At 65.1% G+C, this 21,492-nt stretch carries 17 protein-coding genes; 9 read left to right on the top strand and 8 right to left on the bottom strand.

Annotated features, from left to right (window positions below; all coding sequences use genetic code 11):
* Positions 1–120: 120 nt before the first annotated feature.
* The 7 genes from LL06_RS07140 (at position 121) to ugpC (ending at position 7,155) form a co-directional block, all read left to right on the top strand.
* On the top strand, positions 121–933 hold the full coding sequence (locus LL06_RS07140) for a DeoR/GlpR family DNA-binding transcription regulator (RefSeq protein ID WP_052161279.1): 813 nt from the start codon (positions 121–123) through the stop codon (positions 931–933).
* Complete coding sequence (locus LL06_RS07135) at positions 930–1,748, top strand: sugar phosphate isomerase/epimerase family protein (RefSeq protein ID WP_035524238.1); 819 nt, start codon at positions 930–932, stop codon at positions 1,746–1,748. The genes LL06_RS07140 and LL06_RS07135 overlap by 4 nt, the downstream gene beginning before the upstream one ends.
* A 10-nt stretch (positions 1,749–1,758) precedes the next feature.
* Positions 1,759–2,574, top strand: coding sequence for a metallophosphoesterase (locus LL06_RS07130; protein WP_035524234.1), 816 nt, complete (start codon positions 1,759–1,761; stop codon positions 2,572–2,574).
* Positions 2,575–2,784: 210 nt separating this feature from the next.
* The gene (locus LL06_RS07125) at positions 2,785–4,116 is read left to right on the top strand and encodes an extracellular solute-binding protein (protein WP_035524232.1); all 1,332 of its coding nucleotides are present in this window, start codon (positions 2,785–2,787) and stop codon (positions 4,114–4,116) included.
* 78 nt (positions 4,117–4,194) lie between these two features.
* The gene (locus LL06_RS07120; RefSeq protein WP_052161278.1) at positions 4,195–5,076 is read left to right on the top strand and encodes an ABC transporter permease subunit; all 882 of its coding nucleotides are present in this window, start codon (positions 4,195–4,197) and stop codon (positions 5,074–5,076) included.
* Positions 5,077–5,088: 12 nt separating this feature from the next.
* Positions 5,089–6,015: an ABC transporter permease subunit gene (locus LL06_RS07115; RefSeq protein WP_035524230.1), complete on the top strand. Its 927-nt coding sequence runs from the start codon at positions 5,089–5,091 to the stop codon at positions 6,013–6,015.
* 21 nt (positions 6,016–6,036) lie between these two features.
* Positions 6,037–7,155, top strand: a complete 1,119-nt coding sequence (ugpC, locus tag LL06_RS07110) for a sn-glycerol-3-phosphate ABC transporter ATP-binding protein UgpC (RefSeq protein WP_035524227.1) — start codon at positions 6,037–6,039, stop codon at positions 7,153–7,155.
* Between the two features lie 32 nt (positions 7,156–7,187).
* On the opposite strand, the gene LL06_RS07105 is transcribed toward ugpC, so the two are convergent.
* From LL06_RS07105 to LL06_RS07085, 6 genes are all read right to left on the bottom strand, one after another.
* Positions 7,188–7,817: an OmpA family protein gene (locus tag LL06_RS07105; protein ID WP_052161277.1), complete on the bottom strand. Its 630-nt coding sequence runs from the start codon at positions 7,815–7,817 to the stop codon at positions 7,188–7,190.
* Positions 7,818–7,832: 15 nt separating this feature from the next.
* A complete protein-coding gene (locus LL06_RS07100) occupies positions 7,833–11,024 on the bottom strand; it encodes a c-type cytochrome (protein WP_035524225.1) in 3,192 nt (1,063 codons plus the stop codon).
* Between the two features lie 61 nt (positions 11,025–11,085).
* Positions 11,086–12,348 (bottom strand): ferredoxin reductase family protein, encoded by a 1,263-nt coding sequence (locus LL06_RS07095; protein ID WP_244447065.1) that lies wholly within the window; start codon positions 12,346–12,348, stop codon positions 11,086–11,088.
* A gap of 183 nt (positions 12,349–12,531) precedes the next feature.
* Positions 12,532–13,650, bottom strand: coding sequence for a hypothetical protein (locus LL06_RS07090; protein WP_152599521.1), 1,119 nt, complete (start codon positions 13,648–13,650; stop codon positions 12,532–12,534).
* Positions 13,647–13,805 carry a hypothetical protein gene (locus LL06_RS27630; RefSeq protein WP_161784945.1) on the bottom strand — a complete coding sequence of 53 codons (159 nt, stop codon included), beginning with the start codon at positions 13,803–13,805 and terminating at the stop codon, positions 13,647–13,649. The genes LL06_RS07090 and LL06_RS27630 overlap by 4 nt, the downstream gene beginning before the upstream one ends.
* Before the next feature lie 399 nt (positions 13,806–14,204).
* Complete coding sequence (locus LL06_RS07085; protein WP_035524219.1) at positions 14,205–15,110, bottom strand: hydrogen peroxide-inducible genes activator; 906 nt, start codon at positions 15,108–15,110, stop codon at positions 14,205–14,207.
* A gap of 249 nt (positions 15,111–15,359) precedes the next feature.
* On the opposite strand from LL06_RS07085, the gene katG reads away from it, so the two are divergent.
* Together katG and LL06_RS07075 are read left to right on the top strand one after the other, a co-directional pair.
* Positions 15,360–17,570, top strand: a complete 2,211-nt coding sequence (katG, locus tag LL06_RS07080) for a catalase/peroxidase HPI (RefSeq protein WP_035524216.1) — start codon at positions 15,360–15,362, stop codon at positions 17,568–17,570.
* A 240-nt stretch (positions 17,571–17,810) separates the two neighbouring features.
* Positions 17,811–19,292 (top strand): alpha/beta fold hydrolase, encoded by a 1,482-nt coding sequence (locus tag LL06_RS07075; protein WP_244447064.1) that lies wholly within the window; start codon positions 17,811–17,813, stop codon positions 19,290–19,292.
* A 9-nt stretch (positions 19,293–19,301) separates the two neighbouring features.
* Here LL06_RS07075 and LL06_RS07070 read toward each other — a convergent pair whose 3' ends face one another.
* Both LL06_RS07070 and LL06_RS07065 read right to left on the bottom strand, forming a co-directional pair.
* Positions 19,302–20,294, bottom strand: coding sequence for an aldo/keto reductase (locus LL06_RS07070; protein ID WP_035524211.1), 993 nt, complete (start codon positions 20,292–20,294; stop codon positions 19,302–19,304).
* Between the two features lie 89 nt (positions 20,295–20,383).
* Positions 20,384–21,490 carry a mandelate racemase/muconate lactonizing enzyme family protein gene (locus LL06_RS07065; protein WP_035524208.1) on the bottom strand — a complete coding sequence of 369 codons (1,107 nt, stop codon included), beginning with the start codon at positions 21,488–21,490 and terminating at the stop codon, positions 20,384–20,386.
* Positions 21,491–21,492: the final 2 nt, after the last annotated feature.

The raw sequence follows: 21,492 nt of genomic DNA, 5'->3' as shown, positions 1-21,492 counted from the left end.
AGCAAGGCGAAACAACGGCTTTTGCCGCCGTTCACCTGTCTGACACATAAAATTCATCCGAGGTTCAAAGAACCGACAATCGAATGTCATTGAGCGCTTCCATGTTCATTTGGTTTTCAAATGAACCTGGCAGCCATGGATTTTACCCCAAGACAACTCGAGATCGCGGCCCTCATCCAGTCGAACGGCTTCATGCGCGTGGAAGCGCTGGCCGACCGGTTCGGCGTGACGCCGCAGACGATCCGGCGCGACATCAACCTCTTGTGTGACGGCACGGTGCTGCGCCGCCGGCATGGCGGAGCGGCATCGCTGGTGCTGTCGAACACGAACCTGTCCTATGACCACCGGCAGGTGACGAACCCCGGGCGCAAGCGGATCATCGCCGCACGGGTCGCGCGGCTTGTCCCCAACCACGCTTCCGTGGCGCTCGGAAACGGGACAACGCCGGAATTCGTGGCGCAGGCCCTTGCCGGGCACGAGGACCTGACGGTGCTGACCAGCAACCTCAATGTCGCCATGGCGCTATCCGTCAATGGCTCGCACCACATCATCCTTCCCGGAGGGGCCGTCCGGCTCCCCGATCGCGATCTTCTTGGGCGCAATGTCGAGGCGATGTTTCGCGACTATCGCGTGGATTTCGGAATCTTCGGCGTCGGCGGCATCGAGCCGGATGGCGCGCTGGTGGATTTCGACCGCAGCGAGGTCATGGCGCGCCAGGCGCTGATGGAAAGCTGCCGGACGTCCATCCTCGTGGTCGACGCCAGCAAGTTCGGCCGCCCGGCGCCGGCGCGCGGCGGCCATTTTTCGGACGCCGACATCGTCGTCCTCGACAGCCTTCCGCCTCCATCCCACCTCGCCGGCCACTCTGTCGAAGGCGACGACCAGGGCGGCATCCTTTTGCGCAAGATTCCTTTCACTGGAGATACAGTATGACGACCCTCCCCATTCTCGGCGCCGCCATGACGCTGGACAATGTCGAAACCCATCGCGACTGGCTGTTGGCGCATCAGCGCGATCTGGAGCTGCAAAGCTTCATCGACGCCGACACGCTGTCGGGCGACTGGAGCCCGCTTGCCGAACGCGCCAGGCGGCTGCTCGACGGACACACCGGCCGCCTCGGCATCCATGGCCCGTTCTGGGGCTTCGTCATCGGCTCGCAGGATCCCGACATCCGCGCCGTGGTCGCCCGGCGCCTCGACCAGGGCCTCCAGGTCTGCGAGGCGATCGGCGCGACGCAGATGGTGATCCACAGCCCGTTCACCACCTGGTCCTACAACAATCTCACCAACAATCCGGGCGAGCTGGAAAAGCTGATCGAGCGCTGCCAGATCACCATGGCGGAGGCGGTCAAGCGCGCCGAGGACATCGGCTGCACCATGGTCATCGAGAATATCGAGGACAAGGATCCGGCGCTTCGCTGCCTGCTGGCCGACAGTTTCCAGTCGCCGGCCGTGGCGGTCTCGCTCGACACCGGCCATGCCCATTACGCCTGCGGCTCCACGGGGGCGCCGCCGGTCGACTATTATGTCCGGATTGCCGGCAACCGGCTGCAGCATGTGCATCTGCAGGATGCCGACGGCTATGCCGACCGGCACTGGAGTCTGGGCGAAGGCACCATTCTCTGGCCCAGCGTGTTTGAAGCGCTTTCGCTTCTCGACAGCAATCCGAGGCTGATCATCGAGATCAAGGACAAATCCAAGATCCCCGCGTCGGCCGCCCGTATGGCCGCGCTCGGCCTGGCAATCTGAGGAAACACCGATGCTCAAGTTCCTTGTCCTCAGCGACCTGCACATCGTCCCGGAAGGGGCGGTCTCGCACGGCCTCGACACCGCCGACCGCCTTGCCCAGGCGGTAGCGGCGATCAATCAACGACACGGCGACGCCGCCTTCTGCGTCATCGCCGGCGACCTTGCCGACCGGGGCGAGGCCGCGGCCTATGAACGGCTCAGGCAGGTCCTGTCGCCGCTTGCCGTCCCCTGCCACCTGACGCTCGGCAATCATGACAATCGCGCCACCTTTCTGTCGGTCTATGGCGCGGCGGAGGCGGACGAGAACGGCCACATCAACAAGGTGATCGATGCGGCAGGCTATCGCGTCATCGTCCTCGACAGCACGGAATGGGGTTTTGGCGACCACGGCCATGGCGGCAAGCTTTGCGACCGCCGGCTGGACTGGCTCGCCGTCCGGTTGGCCGAGGCGCGGGACAGGCCGGTGATCGTCGTGCTGCATCATCACGCCAATGATCTGAGGCTGCCGGTCGACAGCATCAAGCTGCGCGAGTCCGACGGCTTCATCGCGGTGCTGAAGACCCATCCCGACATCCGGCAGGTGATTGCCGGCCATGTGCACATCACCACGACGGGCCTCTATCACGGCATCCCCTTCACCACGATTGCCGGCAATCATTACAATGTCGGCCTGCATCTGACCGGCATGCCGGGGCAGCAACCGCGGCTCGAGGGTCCGGCTCAGTATGCGGTCGTGCTGGCGGACGAGCATTCCGTTCTCGTGCATTTCGAGAATTTCATCGACCACCATACCGAGATGGCGCCGGCGCTTTTCGGCGCCGGTTAGGCCACGACCCGACGCCTGGCGTCCAGTCGAGACCGCAGTGCCCTGCCTGGATTACAGGCGGGGCGCTTGCCGTTGTGAATGCTTATGTTATTGAATTTATTCACAAATATTTCACTTGCCCGTTATCTCTCCATCATCTTCCGCCGCTATTGCCCTAGCTGCGTCGGGCGGAGTTCCGCTCAGAGAACAATTTGACCAGGAGACAACGAGATGAACACCAGAGCATTGAGCGCGGCAGTCGCGCTTCTGGCGCTCTCGGCCGGTACGGCCAGCGCGGAGAAGACCAAATTCGAATACTGGTACGGCCTGAGCGGCGATCTCGGCGAGAAGGTGCAGGAAACCTGCAACCGCTTCAACGCCGCGCAGAGCGAGTACGAGATCCTCTGCGTCGGCCAGGACGGGTATGCCCAGGCGGTGCAGAACACGATCGCCGCCTTCCGCGCCGGCAAGCACCCGACCATCGTCCAGGCCTATGACGCCGGCACCGCCGACCTGATGCTGTCGGGCGAGTTCTATCCGGTGCAGAAGATGATGGCCGACTACAATATCGATGTCGACTGGGCCAACTATTTCCCCGGCATCTCCAATTACTACGCCTCGTCGAAGGGCGAGCTGTTCTCGATGCCGTTCAACTCCTCGACCGCCGTCATGTATTACAATGCCGACGACCTCAAGTCGATCGGCATGGACACGCCGCCGGCCACCTGGGAAGAGTTCGAAGCGACGCTGAAGAAGCTCAAGGAAAGCGGCAAGGCCTGCCCCTACGCCTATTCGGCCGATCCCTGGGTCGATCTCGAGCAGTTCTCGATGGCCCACAACGTGCCGGTCGCCAGCAACAACAACGGTTATGACGGCCTCGACAGCAAGATTCTCTACAACACGACGCTGCATGTGAAGCACATGGAGAACATCAAGCGCTGGTTGGATGAGGGCCTGCTGCAGATCCGCACCGCCCAGGGCGGCATCAACGCCCAGTCGAGCTTTGCCCAGGGCGAATGCTCGTTCTACGCCAATTCCATCGCCGGCCACGCCACGGTCTCCAAGACCGCCAAGGAAGGCATGAACTGGTCGGTGACCATGCTGCCGGTCTATGAAGGCACGGAACGCCACAACACCGTCGTCGGCGGCGCCTCGCTGTGGGTGCTCTCCAAGAAGACCGAACCGGAATACCGCGGCGCTGCCGCCTATCTCAAGTTCCTGGCGACGCCGGAATCGGAAGAATACTGGTCGACGGTGACCGGCTACATCCCGGTGACGAAGAAGGGCTTCCAGGGCCTGAAGGACAAGGGCTTCTACGACAGCGCTCCGTTCAAGGGCCGCGAAGTGGCGCTGGAATCGCTGACCTTCACCGAGCCTGGCCCGCTCACCCGCGGCATCCGCCTCGGCGGCTTCATCCAGATCCGCGCCGAGTGGAAGAATGCGGTCGAGGCCGCACTTGCAGGCAATATGCCGATGAAGGAAGCGCTCGACACCGCCGCCCAGCGGTCCGACGACGTGCTGGCCAAGTTCGCCCGCACCTACAAGGGCAAGTCCTTCCCCTGATCGGGCCGTCGACCCTGAAGCCGTGGCGGCCCGTCCGCCGCGGCTTTCCGATCAATTCAGAACGCCGGGACGACCGCCATGCGCCGCGCCTATTTCAAGAACAACTGGATTGCCGCCCTGATGGTGGCGCCGCAATTGCTGATCATCTTCGTCTTCTTCTACTGGCCGACCTCGCAGGCAATCTACTGGGCCTTCACGCTGGAACAGCCCTGGGGCGGCGGCAATGAATGGGTCGGCTTCGAGAATTTCCGGCAGTTGCTGACCGACAGCCAGTACTGGGATTCGGTCCGCGTCTCGGTGATCTACGCCATCGCCACGACCGCGCTGGCCATGGGCATGGCATTGATCCTCGCCCTGTTTGCCGACCGGCAACTGACGGGCTACAAGTTCTATCGCGTCGGCCTGATCTGGCCCTATGCCGTGGCGGCGCCCGCGGTCGGCCTGTCGTTCCGGTTCATCTTCAATCCGTCGGCGGGACTGTTCTCCTACATCAACCATCTCTTTCCGGGTCTGTGGGACCCGATCATGAACGGCAGCCACGCGCTGTTCATGGTGATCGTCGCCGGCGCGTGGAAACAGATCGCCTACAGCTTCATCTTCTTCCTCGCGGCGCTGCAGTCGATCCCGCGCTCGCTCACGGAAGCCTGCGCCATGGACGGCTCGGGCGTGCTGCGCCGCATGTGGGACCTGCAACTGCCGTTGATGGCGCCGACATTCTTCTTCCTGCTGGTCATCAACATCACCGACAGTTTCACCGACAGCTTCGGCATCGTCGACACCCTGACCGTCGGCGGGCCGGCGCGCGCGACCAACCTGATGGTCTACAAGATCTATGAGGACGGGTTCCGCGGCCTCGACTATTCCGGCGCCGCCGCCCAGTCGATCATCCTGATGCTGCTCGTCATCGCGCTCACCTTCTTTCAGTTCCGCTTCGTCGAGCGGCGCATTCACTATAGCTGACGAGGTGGAAACATGATCGAACGCACCCCCATCCTGAACATCGTCACCCATCTCATCCTGTTTGTCGGGCTGCTGATGCTGATGGTGCCGCTGTACCTGACATTCACCGCGGCCACGCTGACGATGGAACAGATCAGCCAGATCCCGCCGCGGCTCCTCCCGGGCGACCAGCTCTTCGTCAACATCGCCGAGGCCTGGACCCGGTCGGACTTCAGCCAGAAATTCGTCAACAGCTTCATCCTCGCCACCGGCGTTGTCACCGGCAAGGTCATCCTGGCGGCGATGACCGCCTTCGGCATCGTCTTCTTCAACCACCGGCTCCGCATGCCGATCTTCTGGCTGGTGTTCATCACGCTGATGCTGCCGCTCGAGGTGCGCATCGTGCCGACCTATGCCGTGGCCGCCAATGCGCTCACGCCGTTCCAGGCCATTCTCGATGCGACCGGCCTCAGCCGGCTGATCGCCTGGATTTCCGGGGTGGAGGTGCATCTCGAATGGAACCTGCTCAACTCCTATACGGGCCTGATCCTGCCGCTGGTCGCCACCGCGACCGGCACCTTCCTCTACCGGCAGTTCTTCCTGACCATACCGGACGAACTGGTGGAAGCGGCGCAGATGGATGGCGCCGGCCCGGTCCGCTTCCTGATCGAGCATCTGGTGCCGCTGTCGCGCACCAACATCGCGGCGCTGGCCACCATCATGTTCGTCTATTCGTGGAACCAGTATCTCTGGCCGCTGCTGGTGGTCACCGACCCCAGCTACGGCGTGGTCGCGGTGGAACTCGGCCATCTCGTGCCCAATTCGAATTCGACCGGCGGCGGAGATCCGCAATGGCACCTCGCCATGGCCGGGACCCTCATCGTCATGGTGCCGCCCGTGCTCGTCGTGATCTTCATGCAGCGCTGGTTCGTGCGCGGCCTCATCAACACCGACAAGTAACCCCGAAAGGATCTCAAGATCATGGCTGACATCAACATTCGCAAGGTGGCCAAGGCCTATGGCAAGACCCAGGTGGTGCACGGCATCGACCTCGATATCCTCGACCGCGAATTCATTGTCATTCTCGGCCCCTCCGGCTGCGGCAAGTCGACATTGCTGCGGATGATCGCCGGGCTGGAGGCGATCAGCTCCGGCGAGATCGCGATCGACGGAAAGGTCGTCAACGACATCGAGCCGCGCGCCCGCGGCTGCGCCATGGTGTTCCAGAACTACGCGCTCTATCCGCACATGACGGTCGCGCAGAATATCGGCTACGCGCTCAAGGTCGCCGGCATCTCGCGGGCGGAGCGCGACCAGCGCATCGCCACCGTCGCCGCCACGCTCGACATTTCCGACTATCTCGACCGCAAGCCCGGGCAGCTTTCGGGCGGCCAGCGCCAGCGCGTCGCCATGGGCCGCGCCATGATCCGCGAACCCAAGGTGTTCCTGTTCGACGAGCCGCTTTCCAATCTCGACGCCAAGCTGCGCGTGCAGATGCGCCTGGAGATCCGCCGCCTGCATCAGCGCCTGAACGCGACGTCGGTTTTCGTCACCCATGACCAGGTGGAGGCGATGACGCTCGCCGACAGGCTGGTGGTGATGAATGCCGGCCATGTCGAACAGGTCGGCAGCGCCGAAGAACTGTACGAGCGTCCGGCTTCCAAATATGTCGGCGGCTTCATCGGCTCGCCGCACATGAACTTCCTCAAGGGACAGATCGCCGACGACGGGTGCAGCGTGGTGCTGGAGGCCGGGCCGACGCTGCCGATCAATCCCAGGATCGGCAGGGCCGCCCCCGGCGCGGCGGTCGATATCGGCATCCGCCCGGAACATGCCAGGCGCACGGGCGAGGGCGCCAATCTCACGGTGCGCTATGATTTTCTCGAGGAACTGGGCAACGGCCGGCTGTTTCACGGCCGGGTCGGCGACAGCGACTTCATCGTCCAATCGGCCGACAAGACGCCGCCGGCCTTTGGCGAGGAAATCGGCCTGCGGATCGATCCCTTTCACATTCACCTGTTCGACGGGGAAACCGGCGTCCGGCTGCAGGAGATCGCATCGGTCGCCCCGGCCAGGACACGGGCGCTCGAACCCGCCTGACGGCGGTCATTGCGGTCCGTCTCCGCCGTGGGTCAGCCGCCCATGTTGACGACTTCGACCCGGCGGTTTTCGCCGGCTTCCGGGTCGTGGGCGTTTTTCAGCCGCTCCTCGCCGAAGCCGATGGCGATCAGCCGGTTGTCGTCGATGGGAAAATGCGAGATAAGGTAGTCGCGGACCGAGGCGGCGCGGCGTTCGGAAAGCTCCAGATTGTAGTCGTTCGAGCCCTTGGCGTCGGTATGGCCGTTGAGGATGATGCGCGACTGCGCCAGCGACGGATGGATGAGCGCCGTTCCCAGGGCATTCAGATCCGGGACGGAGTCCGCGCGCACCGTGTCGGAATTGAAATCGAACTCGATCTCGATGTCGAGCCGTGGCGGCGCGTAGGTGTCGATGATCTCGCCGATCTGCTTTTTCATGCTCACCTTCAGGCCCCGGGTGGGGATCGACCGGATCAGGCTCTTGTCCTGCTCGGAATAGGCCGGGGCGCCAGCGTCCTGCTTGCCGAGGGAGCGGGTCCTCGGCTTCTTCGGGACGCTGAGACTGCGGACGATGTCCTTGGCGTCGAGGTCCTGAGCGTGGCCCTGCGGCGCGCCGGCCAGCAGTCCCGCGGCGAGCAGCGCCAGCAGGGGCAGGCGTGGTGCTGGTCTTCCGGGTTTGTGCATCTGGCTGGTCCTCCTTCAGTGGTCGCGCACGTTGAAGGTGATCAGTTGCAGCGCGGACCGGCCTTTCTGGTCCTGCGGCAGGGCTGCTTCCTGCGCCTTCTTCTTCTCGTGCATCTTGATCAGCAGGCCGCGCGTGGGCTTCTCGGTGCTCGACCTGATCATTGCCCGGGCATCGGCCGCGGTCATGCGATTGTCGCCCAGGCCGCCCTCCTGGCAGAACAGGACGAGAGACTCGTTGTAACCCGGGGTGTCGAAGATCAGGTCTCCCACGGCCGCGTCGGGGATCCGGCGGCTCACGCCGGGTTCGAGATAGGGGGCGCCGATCATTTCCTGCGGGATGACCTCGACCGTGCCGTCGGTCTCCACGTAGAAGATCTGCAGTTCGCAGGACTTGTTGGCGGTGACGGTGAAGGACAGCATGTCGTTCACCCGGACATCCGTCGCCGCCACATCGATGGACAGTTCGAGCTTGCCGCTCTCCGGCCCGGCCTTGTAGCCGTCGTCGCGGTAATCCGGATCCTTGTATTCGGGCAGGGCGGCATATCCCGTTTCGGCGGAGTTCAAAGGCTTCAGGTTCAGCAGCGGCTCGACAAAGGCCGCGTATTGCTCCTCGACTTCGAAGCGCGGGATTTTCGAGCCGCCCTTCAATTGCGTCAGCCAGTCGAGCGCCAGCCTGAGAACATGCGGCTCCTTGATGCGTTGAATGGCGGTGGTGAACTCGTCCGGCGTCATGCCGAACTCCGCCGCCAGCCGCTCGGCGTCCAGATCGCTCTCGTGGGTGTCGGCGAACCAGGTGATGATTTCGGCGCCGCCGGGCCCGGAGCGGCTCTTGAGCGAACCGTCGGGGGCCTTCTCGGTGGCGCCGATGCTTTCGAGCGCCTTGATGAAGGCGGCCCGGTCGCGTTCGAAATAGGCGTCGAGCTCCTCCTGCGGCCGATACATCTGCAGCAGAAGATCCCGCTGGGCGAGGCTGAAATTCGGCGAGGTCTCGATGCTTTGCCGGAGCTGGTCGCGCTTGGCGATCATGCCGTCCGAATGGCAGCTGACGCAGGAGCGCGCATTGATCACCTCGATGCCCTTGCCGATCGGCCGTTCGCGGAAGGACACGATCTGCGTCGGACCGCGATCGATGCGCTTGCCGGTGTGGTCCGAGAGGTAGTAGCCCTGCAGCCCGTTGGGCAGGGAGAAGATCATCTCGCCGCCATCATGGTGGAACGAGACGAGATCCTCGGCCAGCGGCTCCACGTCCGCCGGGCCGTGCGGGTGCAGGCGCAGGCTCTGCAGGCCGCGGCTGCCGGCGAAGTCGTAGGACTTCCAGTAATAGCCGCCATTGGCGGCGTCGTGGCGCTCGAGCATGCGGTTGTGGTCGGACACGCCGGAGGCGCCTTCGAGGAAGGCGGCGCGGACGACGCGCCGGGCGCGGATGTTGCGGTCGACATCGACGCCGATGCGGTCCTCGAGGTCGCGGATGTTCTCGGTCAGATCCAGCAAGTCGTGGTAATTCTGGGGCTGCAACGCGTTGGCCATGAACCATCCCGTCTGCATCACCGGCAGGTCCGTGCGGGTTTCGATCGCCAGCGCGTTGAGCGTCGCGTCGCTCGCCGGATCATAGCCATAGGGATACTTGGCGGCGAGCATGTCCCACTTGCCGGGCTCCCAGCCGAGGTCGCGCAGGTCGACGCGGACAAGCGTGTCGCCTTGAGCCTCAATGCCGGTCGGAACGATCGGCACCGGGCCGAGCGAGACCGAGTTCAGAGCCTTGTTGAAGCCCGCGGAGAACAGCTCCATGCGGCCGGCAAAGACCTCGTCCGTCTCGCAGGGGAAATAGCCATTGTAGAGCTCGCGGTAGCTGAAATAGCGCATGAACGGCCGGTCGCTCTCGTTGAGCGCGGCAATGTCGCGCACGGCAGCTTCGGTCTCCGTCCGCCATCCGATGATCTGCCGCATCCGGGGCGGCTCGGCGCTTTGCGATGTGGCGGCAAAGTCCTCCGCGCCCAGCGAGTCGATCCATCCGCCGAGCGCCTCGACCTCGTCCGCGGTGGGCTTGGGGCCATAGGGCATGCGGCCGCTGGCGACGCTGGTGTAGAGCACCGAGCGGCTGCGGTCACCGGGCGTGACGAAGGCCGCATTGCGGGCGACCGAGGCGAGGTCGCCGGCGGGGAAGCTGCCCTGCGCGCTCTGGCCGGCGCCGTGGCAGTTGCGGCAATAGCGGCCGACGAAATCGTCGGCGGCGGACGCCAGGCCGCCGATGGGGGCGGGACCGCCCGGGGCTTCCGCCCTGCAACTGGCTTCCGCCTGCAGCGCGGGCTTCTCGGCCACCTGCTTCTGGCCGGTGAGATAGGCGGTCAGCGCCAGCCGATCATCCTCGGTGAGCACCGAGAGACCCTCGGTCATGTGCTGCTTGATGGGGGACGCGATCGGGCTGCCCGACAGGCGCAGGCCGTCGCCCAGGAAGGTCTTCAGGAAAGCCTGCGGACCGGCGGCGGAAAGGGCCTCCGGGGTGATCGCCGGGGCGGGGTCGCCGGTCAGCGCAATCTCGCCCTCCAGCGGACGGGCCGCATCGATGCCGTAATCCATCGTCCGCGGCGTGTGGCAGGCGCCGCAGGCGCCGACATGGTCCGCCAGATAGCGGCCGCGGCTCATCTGTGAGCCGTCGCCGGGCTGGAAGGCGGGCGTGTCGAAATTGCCGCGCTTCCACATCGCCCAGAAGAAATTGGTGTTGTAGGGGAACGAGATCTCATGCGCCGGCGGCTTGCTGTCGGACGGCGCAAGCGTTTCGATGTAGGCCTTGATGTCGAGCACATCCTCCGGGTCCATTCCGGCATAGGCGGTGTAGGGGAACATCGGCAGATAATGCCGCCCTTCCGGCGAGATGCCGTTGATGACCGCATTGAGATAATCGGCGTTCGACCAGCCGCCGACGCCGTTCGGATGGCTGGTGATGTTGGGGACGAAAATGGTGCCGGTGTAGCTGTCGATCCGGGCGCCGCCGGCGGGATTGCCCCTGTCGTTGGCGTTGGCGTGACAGCCGAGACATCCCGCGGCATTGGCCAGGTAGCGCCCGTTCTCGGGGTCGGGGGCATAAGTTGAAAAGGAGTCGGGCTCGAACAGATCACGCGCGGACGCGGCACCGGGCACGGTCGCAACGGCCATTCCGGCAACCACGGAAAACAGGCCGGCCAGCGGCAGTCGAACTCGGTCTTGCATGCTCAGTCCTCTTTGTCAGCCCGGATGGCAGGATGGATGCCTCCGGAGGAAGATCCTTCAGTCAACGGAATTCGAACCGCTCGAATTCAACCCGCGCCAGCTTGACGCCCTTGTCCTTGAAGCCCTTGACGATCGCCTTGCGCAGGGAGGCGGGCCCGCAATACCAGAGGTCGGCGCCATCGAGCTCGAAGCCGGCGCCGGCCTTCATCACCTCGGCATTGACGCGGCCATCGGTGCTGGAGCGGTGCAGCGTGTAGCTGAAATGCGGATGCCTGCCGGCGGCTTCGAGGTGGTCGAGACCGATGGCTTCCTCCGCGTCGCGGACGCAGTAGAACAGGTGGATCCTCTTGCCGGCCATGTCCGCGATCGAGCGCGCCATGGCCAGGAACGGCGTCACGCCGATGCCGCCCGCCACCCAGAGCTGGCGCTCGCCGCCGCGCCCGGCCGTAAACCGCCCGTATCCGCCTTCCACCATCAAGGTGTCGCCCGGCTCGATCTCTTCGCGCAGGCGCCGGGTGAAATCGCCAAGCGGCTTGATGGCGAAGGTCAGGCGGGTGACGCCGTCCTCGCCGGTGTCGTGGCCGGCGATGGTGAACGGATGCGCTTCCCGCAGGCCGGGCCGGCTTGCCGAAAGGAAGGCAAACTGGCCGGGGCCGGCCTTGATCGGCCGGCCGGTGGGCTCGGCCGTCACCAGCGTCGCGCTGCCGGTTCTGACGACGTCGGTGATGCGGTAGCTCCGGCGGCGCAGCAGCGCGCGCGCCTGCGTCTGGATGTAGCTCGTGATGCCGATGACGGCAAAGATGTTGAGATAGACGGCGAGCCAGGCCGTGCCGTCGAACGGACGCTTGATGAAATTGAAGTGGATGGCGATGGCGATGAAAAACAGCCCGATGAACCGGTGCAGTTGCCGCCAGACATGATAGGGAAATTCACGGGAGATCTTCGGCAGCCGCTTGAAGATGGACATGCCGCCGAGCACGATCAGGCCGTAGAAGCCGATCTGGCCAAAATCCTGGGCCAGTTCGTTGAGCCCGGTGGTCAGGAGCTTGCCCTTGAAGTTCGGGGTGATGACATAATGCATGAGGATCAGCGCAAGCGCGGCGATGCCGGTCCATTTGTGGGCGCGGTAGATGCGGTCCAGTCCGCCGAACAGCGGCTCGAGATATTTCGGTCGCGTCGCCAGATACTGGTTGATCGCCATGGCGACAAAAGCCGTCGACGCCGAGGCGATCGAGACCCATGTGGCAAGGCCGGTGTGGCTGGCGGCGGGAACCGACAGCACCGCCGCCGTCAGACAGGCCAGGACAATGAGCAAGACGCCCAATATAAGTTCTCCCTAATGGACTGTCGCCGGATCCTGTGACCGGGGCGGATCCATGATCTCCGGACCTTCGCCCGGCGCGGCCCTTCTCGAGGATCGAAATTACCCGCGCCGTCCGACTGCGCCATTCCCCAGATGGGGAAGCGGGAGGCAGGCCGGACCCGGGTCCGGCCACAGGTCTCGATGTCAGGACCGGCCTTGCGGTTTCATCAGCCGGTAGCGCTCGAAGGCCTGGAAGATCTTCTTCTGGCTGTTGAGCTCGGTCTTGCGCATCGCCGACTTGAGCTGCTTCTGGACCGTGTCGAGCCGTATTCCCCGGTCTTCGGCGAAGGCGCTCAGATGTTGGGAGGCAAGCACGGCGCGCATCACCATCGCTTCCGCATGGCTGACGCCGTAGCTGCCGCAGAAAGCCATGACCTCCTCGAGATCGGGCTGTTCATCGAGATCGAGCTTGAGGATCGACACCGCCTGATGGGTCTGCCTGCGTTGCGGGCCGGGGAGGGGCGAGGTCAGATTGTGGCATTGCACCAGATAGGTCACGCCGGCCTCCGGATGCCGCAACACCAGGCAATCCTGGTTCGCGGGATCTCTGTCGCCCGCAAGATGGCGTTGCAGTGTCGTGGCCTGAACCGGATCGGAACAGGTCAGGCTGTCGTTGCGCAGCAGGAAGAACCGGTCCTCCAGGAGCCGCTTGAAGGCCGCGTTGCTTTCCACCACCTGCGGCCCGGCGAGGACCAGAATTCCGGTGTTGACCAGATCCAGCGTCTGGCTGGACAGATCCAGTTCGGCGACCAGGTCCTGCCGGGTGCGGTACAGCTTCATCGCCCGGAACACGTGACCGGAGATCGAGGACAGGAAGGCCCGCTGCCGGTCATCGAAATCATGGCCGGGTCCCCGCGTCGACAGGCCGAACCAGCCAATGCAGCCATCGTGGGTCAGGTTCGTGCCGCTGATGTTGTAGATGTCCTGGCGCGGCAGGAACTCCTGATGGATCGCGCTGCTGGCGGCCTCGTCCCGCGTCACGTAGGTCCGCTCGTCGATGTAGACGCCTGCCTTGTGCGCCATCACCCGCGGCACGCGGAAATCGGTCGGGGCGTAGTCATCAAGATATTCGGTGGCGAAGTCGGGATTGCCGCGCGCCAGGAAATTGACATATTCGCGGCCGGTTTCCAGCGAGCAAAGGAACACATGGACAGGCCCGGCGCCGACCTGATCGCCGAGCGCGCAGGCGGTCTTGTACCAGTCCTCCTCGGCCGCCGCCGACTCGTAGAGCATGTGAATGATGCGGTCGGGTTGCAGTGTCATGACGGTCGCCGCTGCATGGCATCGGCACTGTCGACACCACCACCGCGCCAGCGCGCCTCGGTGCCGTGGCGAACCTTGGCGCGGTACAGGTCAAGAGTTTTGGCAGGCAAGACCGCCGAAAGGCCAAGGGGCGGAAGAAACGCCAGTCTGGTCATCAAGGTCTCTCCTGTCGGTGTGCTGCCGGCCTTCTTGAAACTCCGAGCAAGCAGGGCAAAACCGCGAAGTCTTTGACAATGATGCTTATTCTTTCCATGTGGCGGTGGCCTGTCAATTGCGCAGGGCCAAGCTTTTGCGTTTCGCCGGGCCCTTGCGCACCCAGGTGGCCCGGAAAGGCCCCTGCGTCATCCGATCGGCAAAGCATAGGAAACCTTTGCCCCTGCGCGGATTCCCCATTTGGGGGATAGGTGCGGCGCCGGTCGGCGCTTCGCCCAGGCCGGTGCGATCGGCGATCCGGCCTTCAGGCCCGGCAGGGAGATTGCGCCGAGCTGTATGGGGCAACGGGCCCGGGTTGCCTTGTTTATGCGCCGGCCCGCCAATGGGTCGGCCCCATCGCGCTATCCCGGGCGGCTCCAGTCTCCGGCCGATTGGCGAACCACCCGGGAGATTTCGGCAAGCTGCTTGGCCAGGGGACTGGTCTTGCGCCAGATCATGCCGATGGTTCGCGCCGGTTCGGGCGCGGCAAAGCGGGAAATGGAGACGGGGGCCGAGCGGGTCTCCACCGCGATCGCCATTTCCGGGATCAGGGTGACGCCCATGCCGGCTCCGACCATCTGGACCAGCGTGGCCAGCGAGCTCGCGTCGAGGATCTCGCGCGGGCGGGAGGACTGGATGTTGCAGAAAGACAGGGCCTGATCGCGGAAGCAGTGTCCCTCTTCCAGGAGAAGCAGCTTCATCTCGCGCAGATCCTCATGGCCGGGCACCGGCTTGCCGGCATCCCCGAGAGGCCTGACCAGAACGAAATTCTCTTCGAACAGGGGAATTTCGGACAGCGACGGCTCGGACACCGGAAGCGCCACGATGGCGGCGTCGAGGCGTCCCTCGGACAGTTCCTCGACCAGCTTGGGCGTGACGGTCTCGCGCACCTGGATATCGATCCCATCATTCATGCGGGTCAGGTTGGAGATGATCGCGGGCAAAAGGTAGGGCGCGATCGTCGGGATGATGCCCAGGCGAAGGCGGCCGACCAGACGGTCGGTGGAGGCGCGGGCCAGCTCGCCCAGTTCCTCCACCGACTGCAGGATGGTGCGCACGCGCGAGGCGAATTCCTCGCCGAAATTGGTCAACCGCACCTGACGGCGGCCGCGTTCGAACAGATCCGTCCCGAGCGACTTCTCCAGTTCCATGATCTGCACGGACAAGGCCGGCTGGGAAATCGCGCAGGCGCTGGCGGCGCGGCCGAAATGCTGGTGCTGGGCCAGCGCCTCGAAATAGCGCAACTGCTTGAGCGTCATGTTCCTCATAGTTTCAGGTTATCAATCTCATCAATAAAAACAACTTAAATCAATGGCGCAGCTTTGCTATGCTAGGGACCTATTTGGGAGAGCATTCAGCTTTATCGCTTCGCGCCCGCGCGGACGGAGCAGACTTTGACGGGTCCTGGATCCTGCTGCGACAGGTTCGGGCCTGCTTCGGGCCGGCTTCATCCCGGATGACGAATTGGCTTCGGCCATGAAACCGACACGACAGACCTGACACGATTGGAGATATTTATGAATGTAGTCGCGAAAGTGGGAAAATGCCCCGTGGTGCATGGCGCCACGAACCATAGCATCCGGCAGAACCGCGACTGGTGGCCGAACCAGCTCAATGTCAGCATGCTCCACCAGAATTCGCCCTCGGCCAGCCCGATGGACAAGGATTTCAACTATATCGAGGAGTTCAAGAAGCTCGACCTGGCGGCGGTCAAGCAGGACCTTCACGCCCTGATGACGGATTCGAAGGACTGGTGGCCGGCCGATTTCGGGCATTACGGCCCGTTCTTCATCCGCATGGCCTGGCACAGCGCCGGCACCTACCGGACCGCTGACGGCCGCGGCGGATCGACCTCGGGTGCGCAGCGTTTCGCGCCACTCAACAGCTGGCCCGACAACGTCAACCTCGACAAGGCGCGCCGGCTGATCTGGCCGATCAAGCAGAAATACGGCAACAAGATTTCCTGGGCGGATCTGATGATCCTGACCGGCAACGTCGCGCTGGAATCGATGGGCTTCAAGACCTTCGGGTTCGCCGGCGGTCGCCGCGACGTCTGGGAGCCGGAACAGGACATTTTCTGGGGTTCGGAAGACACCTGGCTCGACGACAAATCCCGCTACGACCCCGAGCGCCCCGAGCGCGAGCTGCAGAATCCGCTGGCGGCCGTGCAGATGGGCCTGATCTACGTGAACCCGGAAGGCCCCGGCGGCCAGCCCGATCCGCTGGCTTCGGCCCGCGACATCCGCGACACCTTCGGCCGCATGGCCATGAACGACTATGAGACCGTGGCGCTGATCGCCGGCGGCCACACCTTCGGCAAGACCCATGGCGCGGGCGATGCCGGCCTGGTGGGCGCCGACCCGGAAGCCGCCGGCATCGCCGAGCAGGGCCTGGGCTGGACCAGCAAGCATGGAACCGGCTTCGGCGCCGACGCCATCGGCAGCGGCCTGGAAGTCACCTGGACGCAGACGCCGACCCACTGGAGCAACAACTTCTTTGAAAACCTGTTCGGCTTCGAATGGGAGCTGACCAAGAGCCCCGCGGGCGCCTGGCAGTGGCAGCCGAAGGACGGCGCCGGTGCGGGGACGGTTCCGCATGCGCATGATCCTTCCAAGCGCATCGCGCCTGCGATGCTGACCTCCGACCTGGCGCTGAGGTTCGACCCGATCTATGAGCCGATCTCGCGCCACTTCCTCGAGAATCCGGATGAGTTCGCCGACGCGTTCGCGCGCGCCTGGTTCAAGCTTACCCACCGCGACATGGGCCCGAAGACCCGCTATTTCGGCCCCGAGGTTCCCGCGGAAGACCTCTTGTGGCAGGATCCGATCCCTGCGGTCGACCATCCGCTGGTCGACGCCCAGGACATCGCCAACCTGAAGGCCAGCATCGCCGCCACCGGCCTTTCGGTCGCCCGGCTTGTCGCCACCGCCTGGTCGGCGGCCTCGAGCTTCCGCGGCTCCGACAAGCGCGGCGGCGCCAATGGCGCGCGCGTCAGGCTTGAGCCCGCCAAGAACTGGGCCGTCAACGAACCGGAAAAGCTGGCCGAGGCGCTTGCCGCGCTGGAAAAGGTCCAGGCCGAGTTCAACGGCAGCCGCACCGACGGCAAGAAGGTGTCGATGGCCGATCTGATCGTGCTGGCGGGCTCCGTCGGCATCGAGAAGGCCGCCCTGGCTGCAGGCAAGAGCATCGAGGTTCCGTTCACGCCGGGCCGCATGGACGCCTCGCAGGAGCAGACCGACGTGGAGTCCTACGCCATGCTCGAACCGGCGGCCGACGGCTTCCGCAACTTCCTCAAGGCCCGCTACACCACCCAGGCTGAGGAACTGCTGATCGACAGGGCGCAGCTCCTGACGCTGACGGCGCCGGAAATGACAGCGCTGCTGGGCGGCCTGCGGGTGATCGGGGTCAACCATGGCGAGGTCAAGCACGGCGTCCTGACCGACAAGCCGGGCGTGCTGACCAACGACTTTTTTGTCAACCTGATGAGCATGGACACCAAGTGGTCCGCCGTCGACGAGGACGAAGAAGAGTTCGAAGGCCGCGATCGCGCCACCGGCGAGTTGAAATACACCGCCACGCGGGTCGATCTGGTGTTCGGATCGAACTCGCAGTTGCGCGCCATCGCCGAGGTCTATGCCCAGAGCGACGCCGGGGACAAGTTTGTCCGCGACTTCGTTGCCGCGTGGACCAAGGTGATGAACGCCGACCGCTTCGACCTCGCCGCCTGATCAGGGCGGCCGGTACGAGCACACGACATTTCGGGCGCGGGTGGTTCCCATTCGCGCCCGAACCATGTCCGGACCCCGCTGCCCGTTACGGGGGCGGCTGCTTGAAGCCGGGCGCTGCCGGGCGCGAACCTGCCGGTTTGACGTTGCGGTTTCGCCGGATCGATGGTCATTTGGCAGGCGATGCATGACAGGCGGCGGACAGGTTCGGCCGCGGCGAGAAGCGGCAGGGCACGGATGCGAGTGAACCGGAACGTGGGACTTGGCCTGCTGGCGGCAATAGCGATCGTGCTGTCGCTGGTGTTTCTCGAACGTGGCCGGTCCGGCCTGGAGATCGTCGAGTCCGACGTCGGCACCACGCCCGTCACGCTCACCCTGAAACACGGCGCCAGCGGCCCGCTGGTCGTCATCGCGCACGGCTTTGCCGGCTCGCGGCAACTTATGCAGGCCTATTCGCTCACACTTTCGCAGTCCGGATACACCGTGCTGTCCTTCGATTTCGAGGGCCACGGGCGGAATCCCACCCCAATGTCGGGAGATGTGACCGCCATCGACGGCACGACCGCGCTTCTGGTCGAGGAGACCCGCCGCGTCCTTGCATTCGGGCGGGGATTGCCGGACGCGACCGGCGGGATCGCGCTCTTGGGACATTCGATGGCGACGGACGTCATCGTGCGTGCGGCGATCGAAGAAGCGCGGCAGGGCACGCCCGTCGACGCGGTGGTGGCGATCTCGATGTTCTCCCAGGCGGTGAGCGCGGACCAGCCGCGGCGTCTGCTGGCGATCAGCGGCCAGTGGGAGAGCAGGCTGCGGCAGGAGGCGCTTTCCGCAGTCCGGCTGGTCGAGCCCGATGCCGGGGAGGGGCAGACGGTGGAGGCCCGCGGCGTCACGCGCCGGGCCGCCGTCGCGCCTTACGTCGAGCATGTCGGTGTTCTCTACAGCGGCACGGCCCTGCGCGAGGCGAGGGACTGGCTGGATGCGGCCTTCGGCCGGCAGAGCGATGGCCCGATCGTGACGCCCGGGCCGTGGATCCTGCTGCTGATGGGCGGGATCGTGCTGCTGCTGCGCCCGCTGGTGGGGCTCTTGCCCGGGACCGCGGGCGAGCCGGCGCCTCTCTCCGCGGGCCGGTTCTGGATCTCGGTCGCGGCGCCCGCGCTGCTGGTGCCGCTGGTCGCCACGACCCTCTATGTGCCGTTCCTGCCGGTGCTGGTCGCCGATTACCTGATGATCCATCTGGCGTTGTACGGCGGGCTGCAACTGCTCGTCGCGCGGGGCGGGCTCGGGCGCGGCGGCTTCTCGCCGGCCGCCGTGCTGGCGCTCGTGGGCTGGGGCGTGGTGGTGTTCGGAGCGGCGATGGACCGCTATGCCGCGAGCTTCATGCCCAATGCCGAACGGCTGGCGATCATCGCCATCCTGGCCATCGGCACCGTGCCGTTCATGGTCAGTGACAGCCAGGTCTCCGGCGCGGGCCGTGGCGCGTGGTGGCGGCGGATCGCGGCGAGGGTGGCGATCCTCGCCTCGCTCGGCGCCGCGGCCATGATCGACCCGGAGCGGCTGATGTTCCTGTTCATCATCCTGCCGGTGCTGGTGCTGTTCTTCCTGGTGCACGGCCTGATGGGGCGCTGGATCGCGCAGCGGTGCGGCGCGTTATCGGCGGGCGTCGGGCTGGGCCTGTGCCTGGCCTGGGCGCTGGGCGTCAGCTTCCCGCTGTTCAGCGGCGGTTGATCGTGGCCTTCAGCAGTAGCTTTCGACGCCGATCGCCTGGTCGGCGGAGTAGCGGGCGCCATGGGCGAAGCCCGTGGGCAGGATCCGCTCGATCTCGGCGAGGTGGTCCGCGGTGAGGTCCAGGGAGACGCCATCCGCGCAGTCCGCGAGGTGCGCGGCGGATCTAGTGCCGGGAATCGGGATGACATGCGGCCCGCGCGACAGGAGCCAGGCGATGGCCAGCGCGATCGGCGTTGCGCCCAGGTCTCGGGCATAGTCCCTGAACGCGGCGATGGCCGCCATGTTGCGGGAGAAATTGGGCTCGAGGAAGCGCGGATTGGTCTTGCGGAAGTCGCCCTCGCCAAACTCCGCCGGATCCGGGGCCTTGGCGCCGAAGACGCCGCGCCCGAGCGGCGAGAAGGCGACAAAAGCGACGCCGAGATCTCGGCAGGCCTGCACCATGCCGAGGTCCGGTTGCCGTGTCCACAGCGAATACTCGCTCTGGACCGCGCTCACCGGGGCAACGGTATGGGCGAGACGGAGCGAGGCCGGCGCGATTTCCGAGAAGCCGATGCCGCCGATCTTGCCTTCCTGCTTGAAGGCTTGAAGCGTGTCCATGACCTCCTCGATCGGCCGCTCCGCCTCGCGCCTGTGAATGTAGAACAGGTCGACATGATCGACGCCGAGATTGCGCAGCGAGTTCTCGAGCTCGCTGCGGAGATGATCCGGCCCGTTGTCGAAGAAGCGGACTCCGGTGGACGGATCGCGGCGGATGGCTGCCTTGGTGGCGATCCTGAATGCGCCCTTGTGCCGCTTCAGGAAGCTGCCGATGACCTTCTCCGACACGCCCATGCCGTAGACATTGGCGGTGTCGATGAAATCGATGCCGAGGTCGCGCGCCGCGGCCAGGGTCTCGTGGCTTTCCTGCTCGGAGGTCGGCCCGTAGGGGCCCGCGAAGTTCCAGCAGCCGAGCCCGATGGCGGAAACGCGGGGGCCGGATGTTCCCAGATGACGATGTTTCATCCCACCCTTCTAGCCGCGGATTCGCCGTTCGACAATTCGCCGCCGCAACTTTGCACATCGGTGCGGCGGAGAACTCCCTCCCTCATGGATCAGCCGCCGAGCGAGCTGACCTGATGGGTGGACCGGTCGAGCCAGAGGGGGCTCACCTCCACGCCCCAGCCGGGCGCATCGGTGACGGTCGCCTTGCCGTCGACGATCTCGTAGGGCGAGGTGACGAAGAGGCCGTCCTGCCAGGGATAGTAGTCCTCGCCCTCGATGGAAAATTCGAGATATTTTCCCGCATTCGGGATGGAGCGCAGCAGGTGCATGGTGAACAGGGTGACCATCGACCAGTTGGCGCAGTGCGGCGTGCAGGGCAGGCCGGCCTTGTGCGCCATCTCCGCAACCCGCAAGGTGCGGGTCAGGCCGCCGAGATAGCAGATGTCGGGCTGGACGATGTCGACGGCCTTCATGTCGATCATCCAGCGCCAGTTCGGCAGTTCGCAATCCTGCTCGCCGCCGGTGACATCGATCGACAGCGCCTCGGTCACCTTCCTGGTCTGCTCGTACTCCCAATAGGGGCAGGGCTCCTCGTAATGGCTGATGCCGTGCTGCTCGAGCATCTTGCCGATCTCGATGGCCTGGTCCGGCGCGTAGCAGGAATTGGCGTCGACCAGCAGCGCGACGCTGTCATCCATCGTCTTGCGCATCAGCGGGACGATCTCCTCGGTCCGTCCGGGCCACTCGTCCCTGCCGCGCCCCACCTCGGCGCCGATGCGGAACTTGAAGGCATCAAACCCGAACTGGTCGCGCAGCCGGCTCAGCCGCGCCGCCTCGTCCCTGGGGGTGATGTCCCGCTTCATCGAGGAGCCGTAGGCGCGGATCGTGCCCGGCGTGCCGCCGATGAGTTCGCACACGGGCTTGCCTTCCAGCCGGCCGCGCAGGTCCCAGAGCGCGGTGTCGAGCCCGCCGAGCGCGCGCTTGACGTAGGAGCCGGGGAACTTGTGCTCCCGTTCGGGGATGAGGTCGACAAGGTGATCGATGTCGAGCGCGGATTGCCCCAGGGCATGCGGCGCGACCTGGCGGTGCACGACCTGTGCGGTGATGTCGGCATGATAGGGCGCCACCTGGCCCCAGCCGATGTCGCCGGTGTCGGTCGTCACCTTGACGAAGCAGACAAACTCGTTGGTGAAGGTTTCGATGCGGGAAATTTTCATGA

This window comes from Hoeflea sp. BAL378, from assembly GCF_000759435.1.
Taxonomy (GTDB): domain Bacteria; phylum Pseudomonadota; class Alphaproteobacteria; order Rhizobiales; family Rhizobiaceae; genus Hoeflea.
The sequence above is the reverse complement of the archived record's forward strand: the minus strand, read 5'-3'. Positions and strand labels throughout refer to the sequence as shown.

Bases quoted from the DNA above. Each gene is read 5' to 3' on its own strand.
- LL06_RS07140 (WP_052161279.1), top strand. From the start codon at position 121: ATGAACCTGGCAGCCATGGATTTTACCCCAAGACAACTCGAGATCGCG.
- LL06_RS07135 (WP_035524238.1), top strand. From the start codon at position 930: ATGACGACCCTCCCCATTCTCGGCGCCGCCATGACGCTGGACAATGTC.
- LL06_RS07130 (WP_035524234.1), top strand. From the start codon at position 1,759: ATGCTCAAGTTCCTTGTCCTCAGCGACCTGCACATCGTCCCGGAAGGG.
- LL06_RS07125 (WP_035524232.1), top strand. From the start codon at position 2,785: ATGAACACCAGAGCATTGAGCGCGGCAGTCGCGCTTCTGGCGCTCTCG.
- LL06_RS07120 (WP_052161278.1), top strand. From the start codon at position 4,195: ATGCGCCGCGCCTATTTCAAGAACAACTGGATTGCCGCCCTGATGGTG.
- LL06_RS07115 (WP_035524230.1), top strand. From the start codon at position 5,089: ATGATCGAACGCACCCCCATCCTGAACATCGTCACCCATCTCATCCTG.
- ugpC (WP_035524227.1), top strand. From the start codon at position 6,037: ATGGCTGACATCAACATTCGCAAGGTGGCCAAGGCCTATGGCAAGACC.
- LL06_RS07105 (WP_052161277.1), bottom strand. From the start codon at position 7,817: ATGCACAAACCCGGAAGACCAGCACCACGCCTGCCCCTGCTGGCGCTG.
- LL06_RS07100 (WP_035524225.1), bottom strand. From the start codon at position 11,024: ATGCAAGACCGAGTTCGACTGCCGCTGGCCGGCCTGTTTTCCGTGGTT.
- LL06_RS07090 (WP_152599521.1), bottom strand. From the start codon at position 13,650: ATGACACTGCAACCCGACCGCATCATTCACATGCTCTACGAGTCGGCG.
- LL06_RS27630 (WP_161784945.1), bottom strand. From the start codon at position 13,805: ATGACCAGACTGGCGTTTCTTCCGCCCCTTGGCCTTTCGGCGGTCTTG.
- LL06_RS07085 (WP_035524219.1), bottom strand. From the start codon at position 15,110: ATGAGGAACATGACGCTCAAGCAGTTGCGCTATTTCGAGGCGCTGGCC.
- katG (WP_035524216.1), top strand. From the start codon at position 15,360: ATGAATGTAGTCGCGAAAGTGGGAAAATGCCCCGTGGTGCATGGCGCC.
- LL06_RS07070 (WP_035524211.1), bottom strand. From the start codon at position 20,294: ATGAAACATCGTCATCTGGGAACATCCGGCCCCCGCGTTTCCGCCATC.
- LL06_RS07065 (WP_035524208.1), bottom strand. From the start codon at position 21,490: ATGAAAATTTCCCGCATCGAAACCTTCACCAACGAGTTTGTCTGCTTC.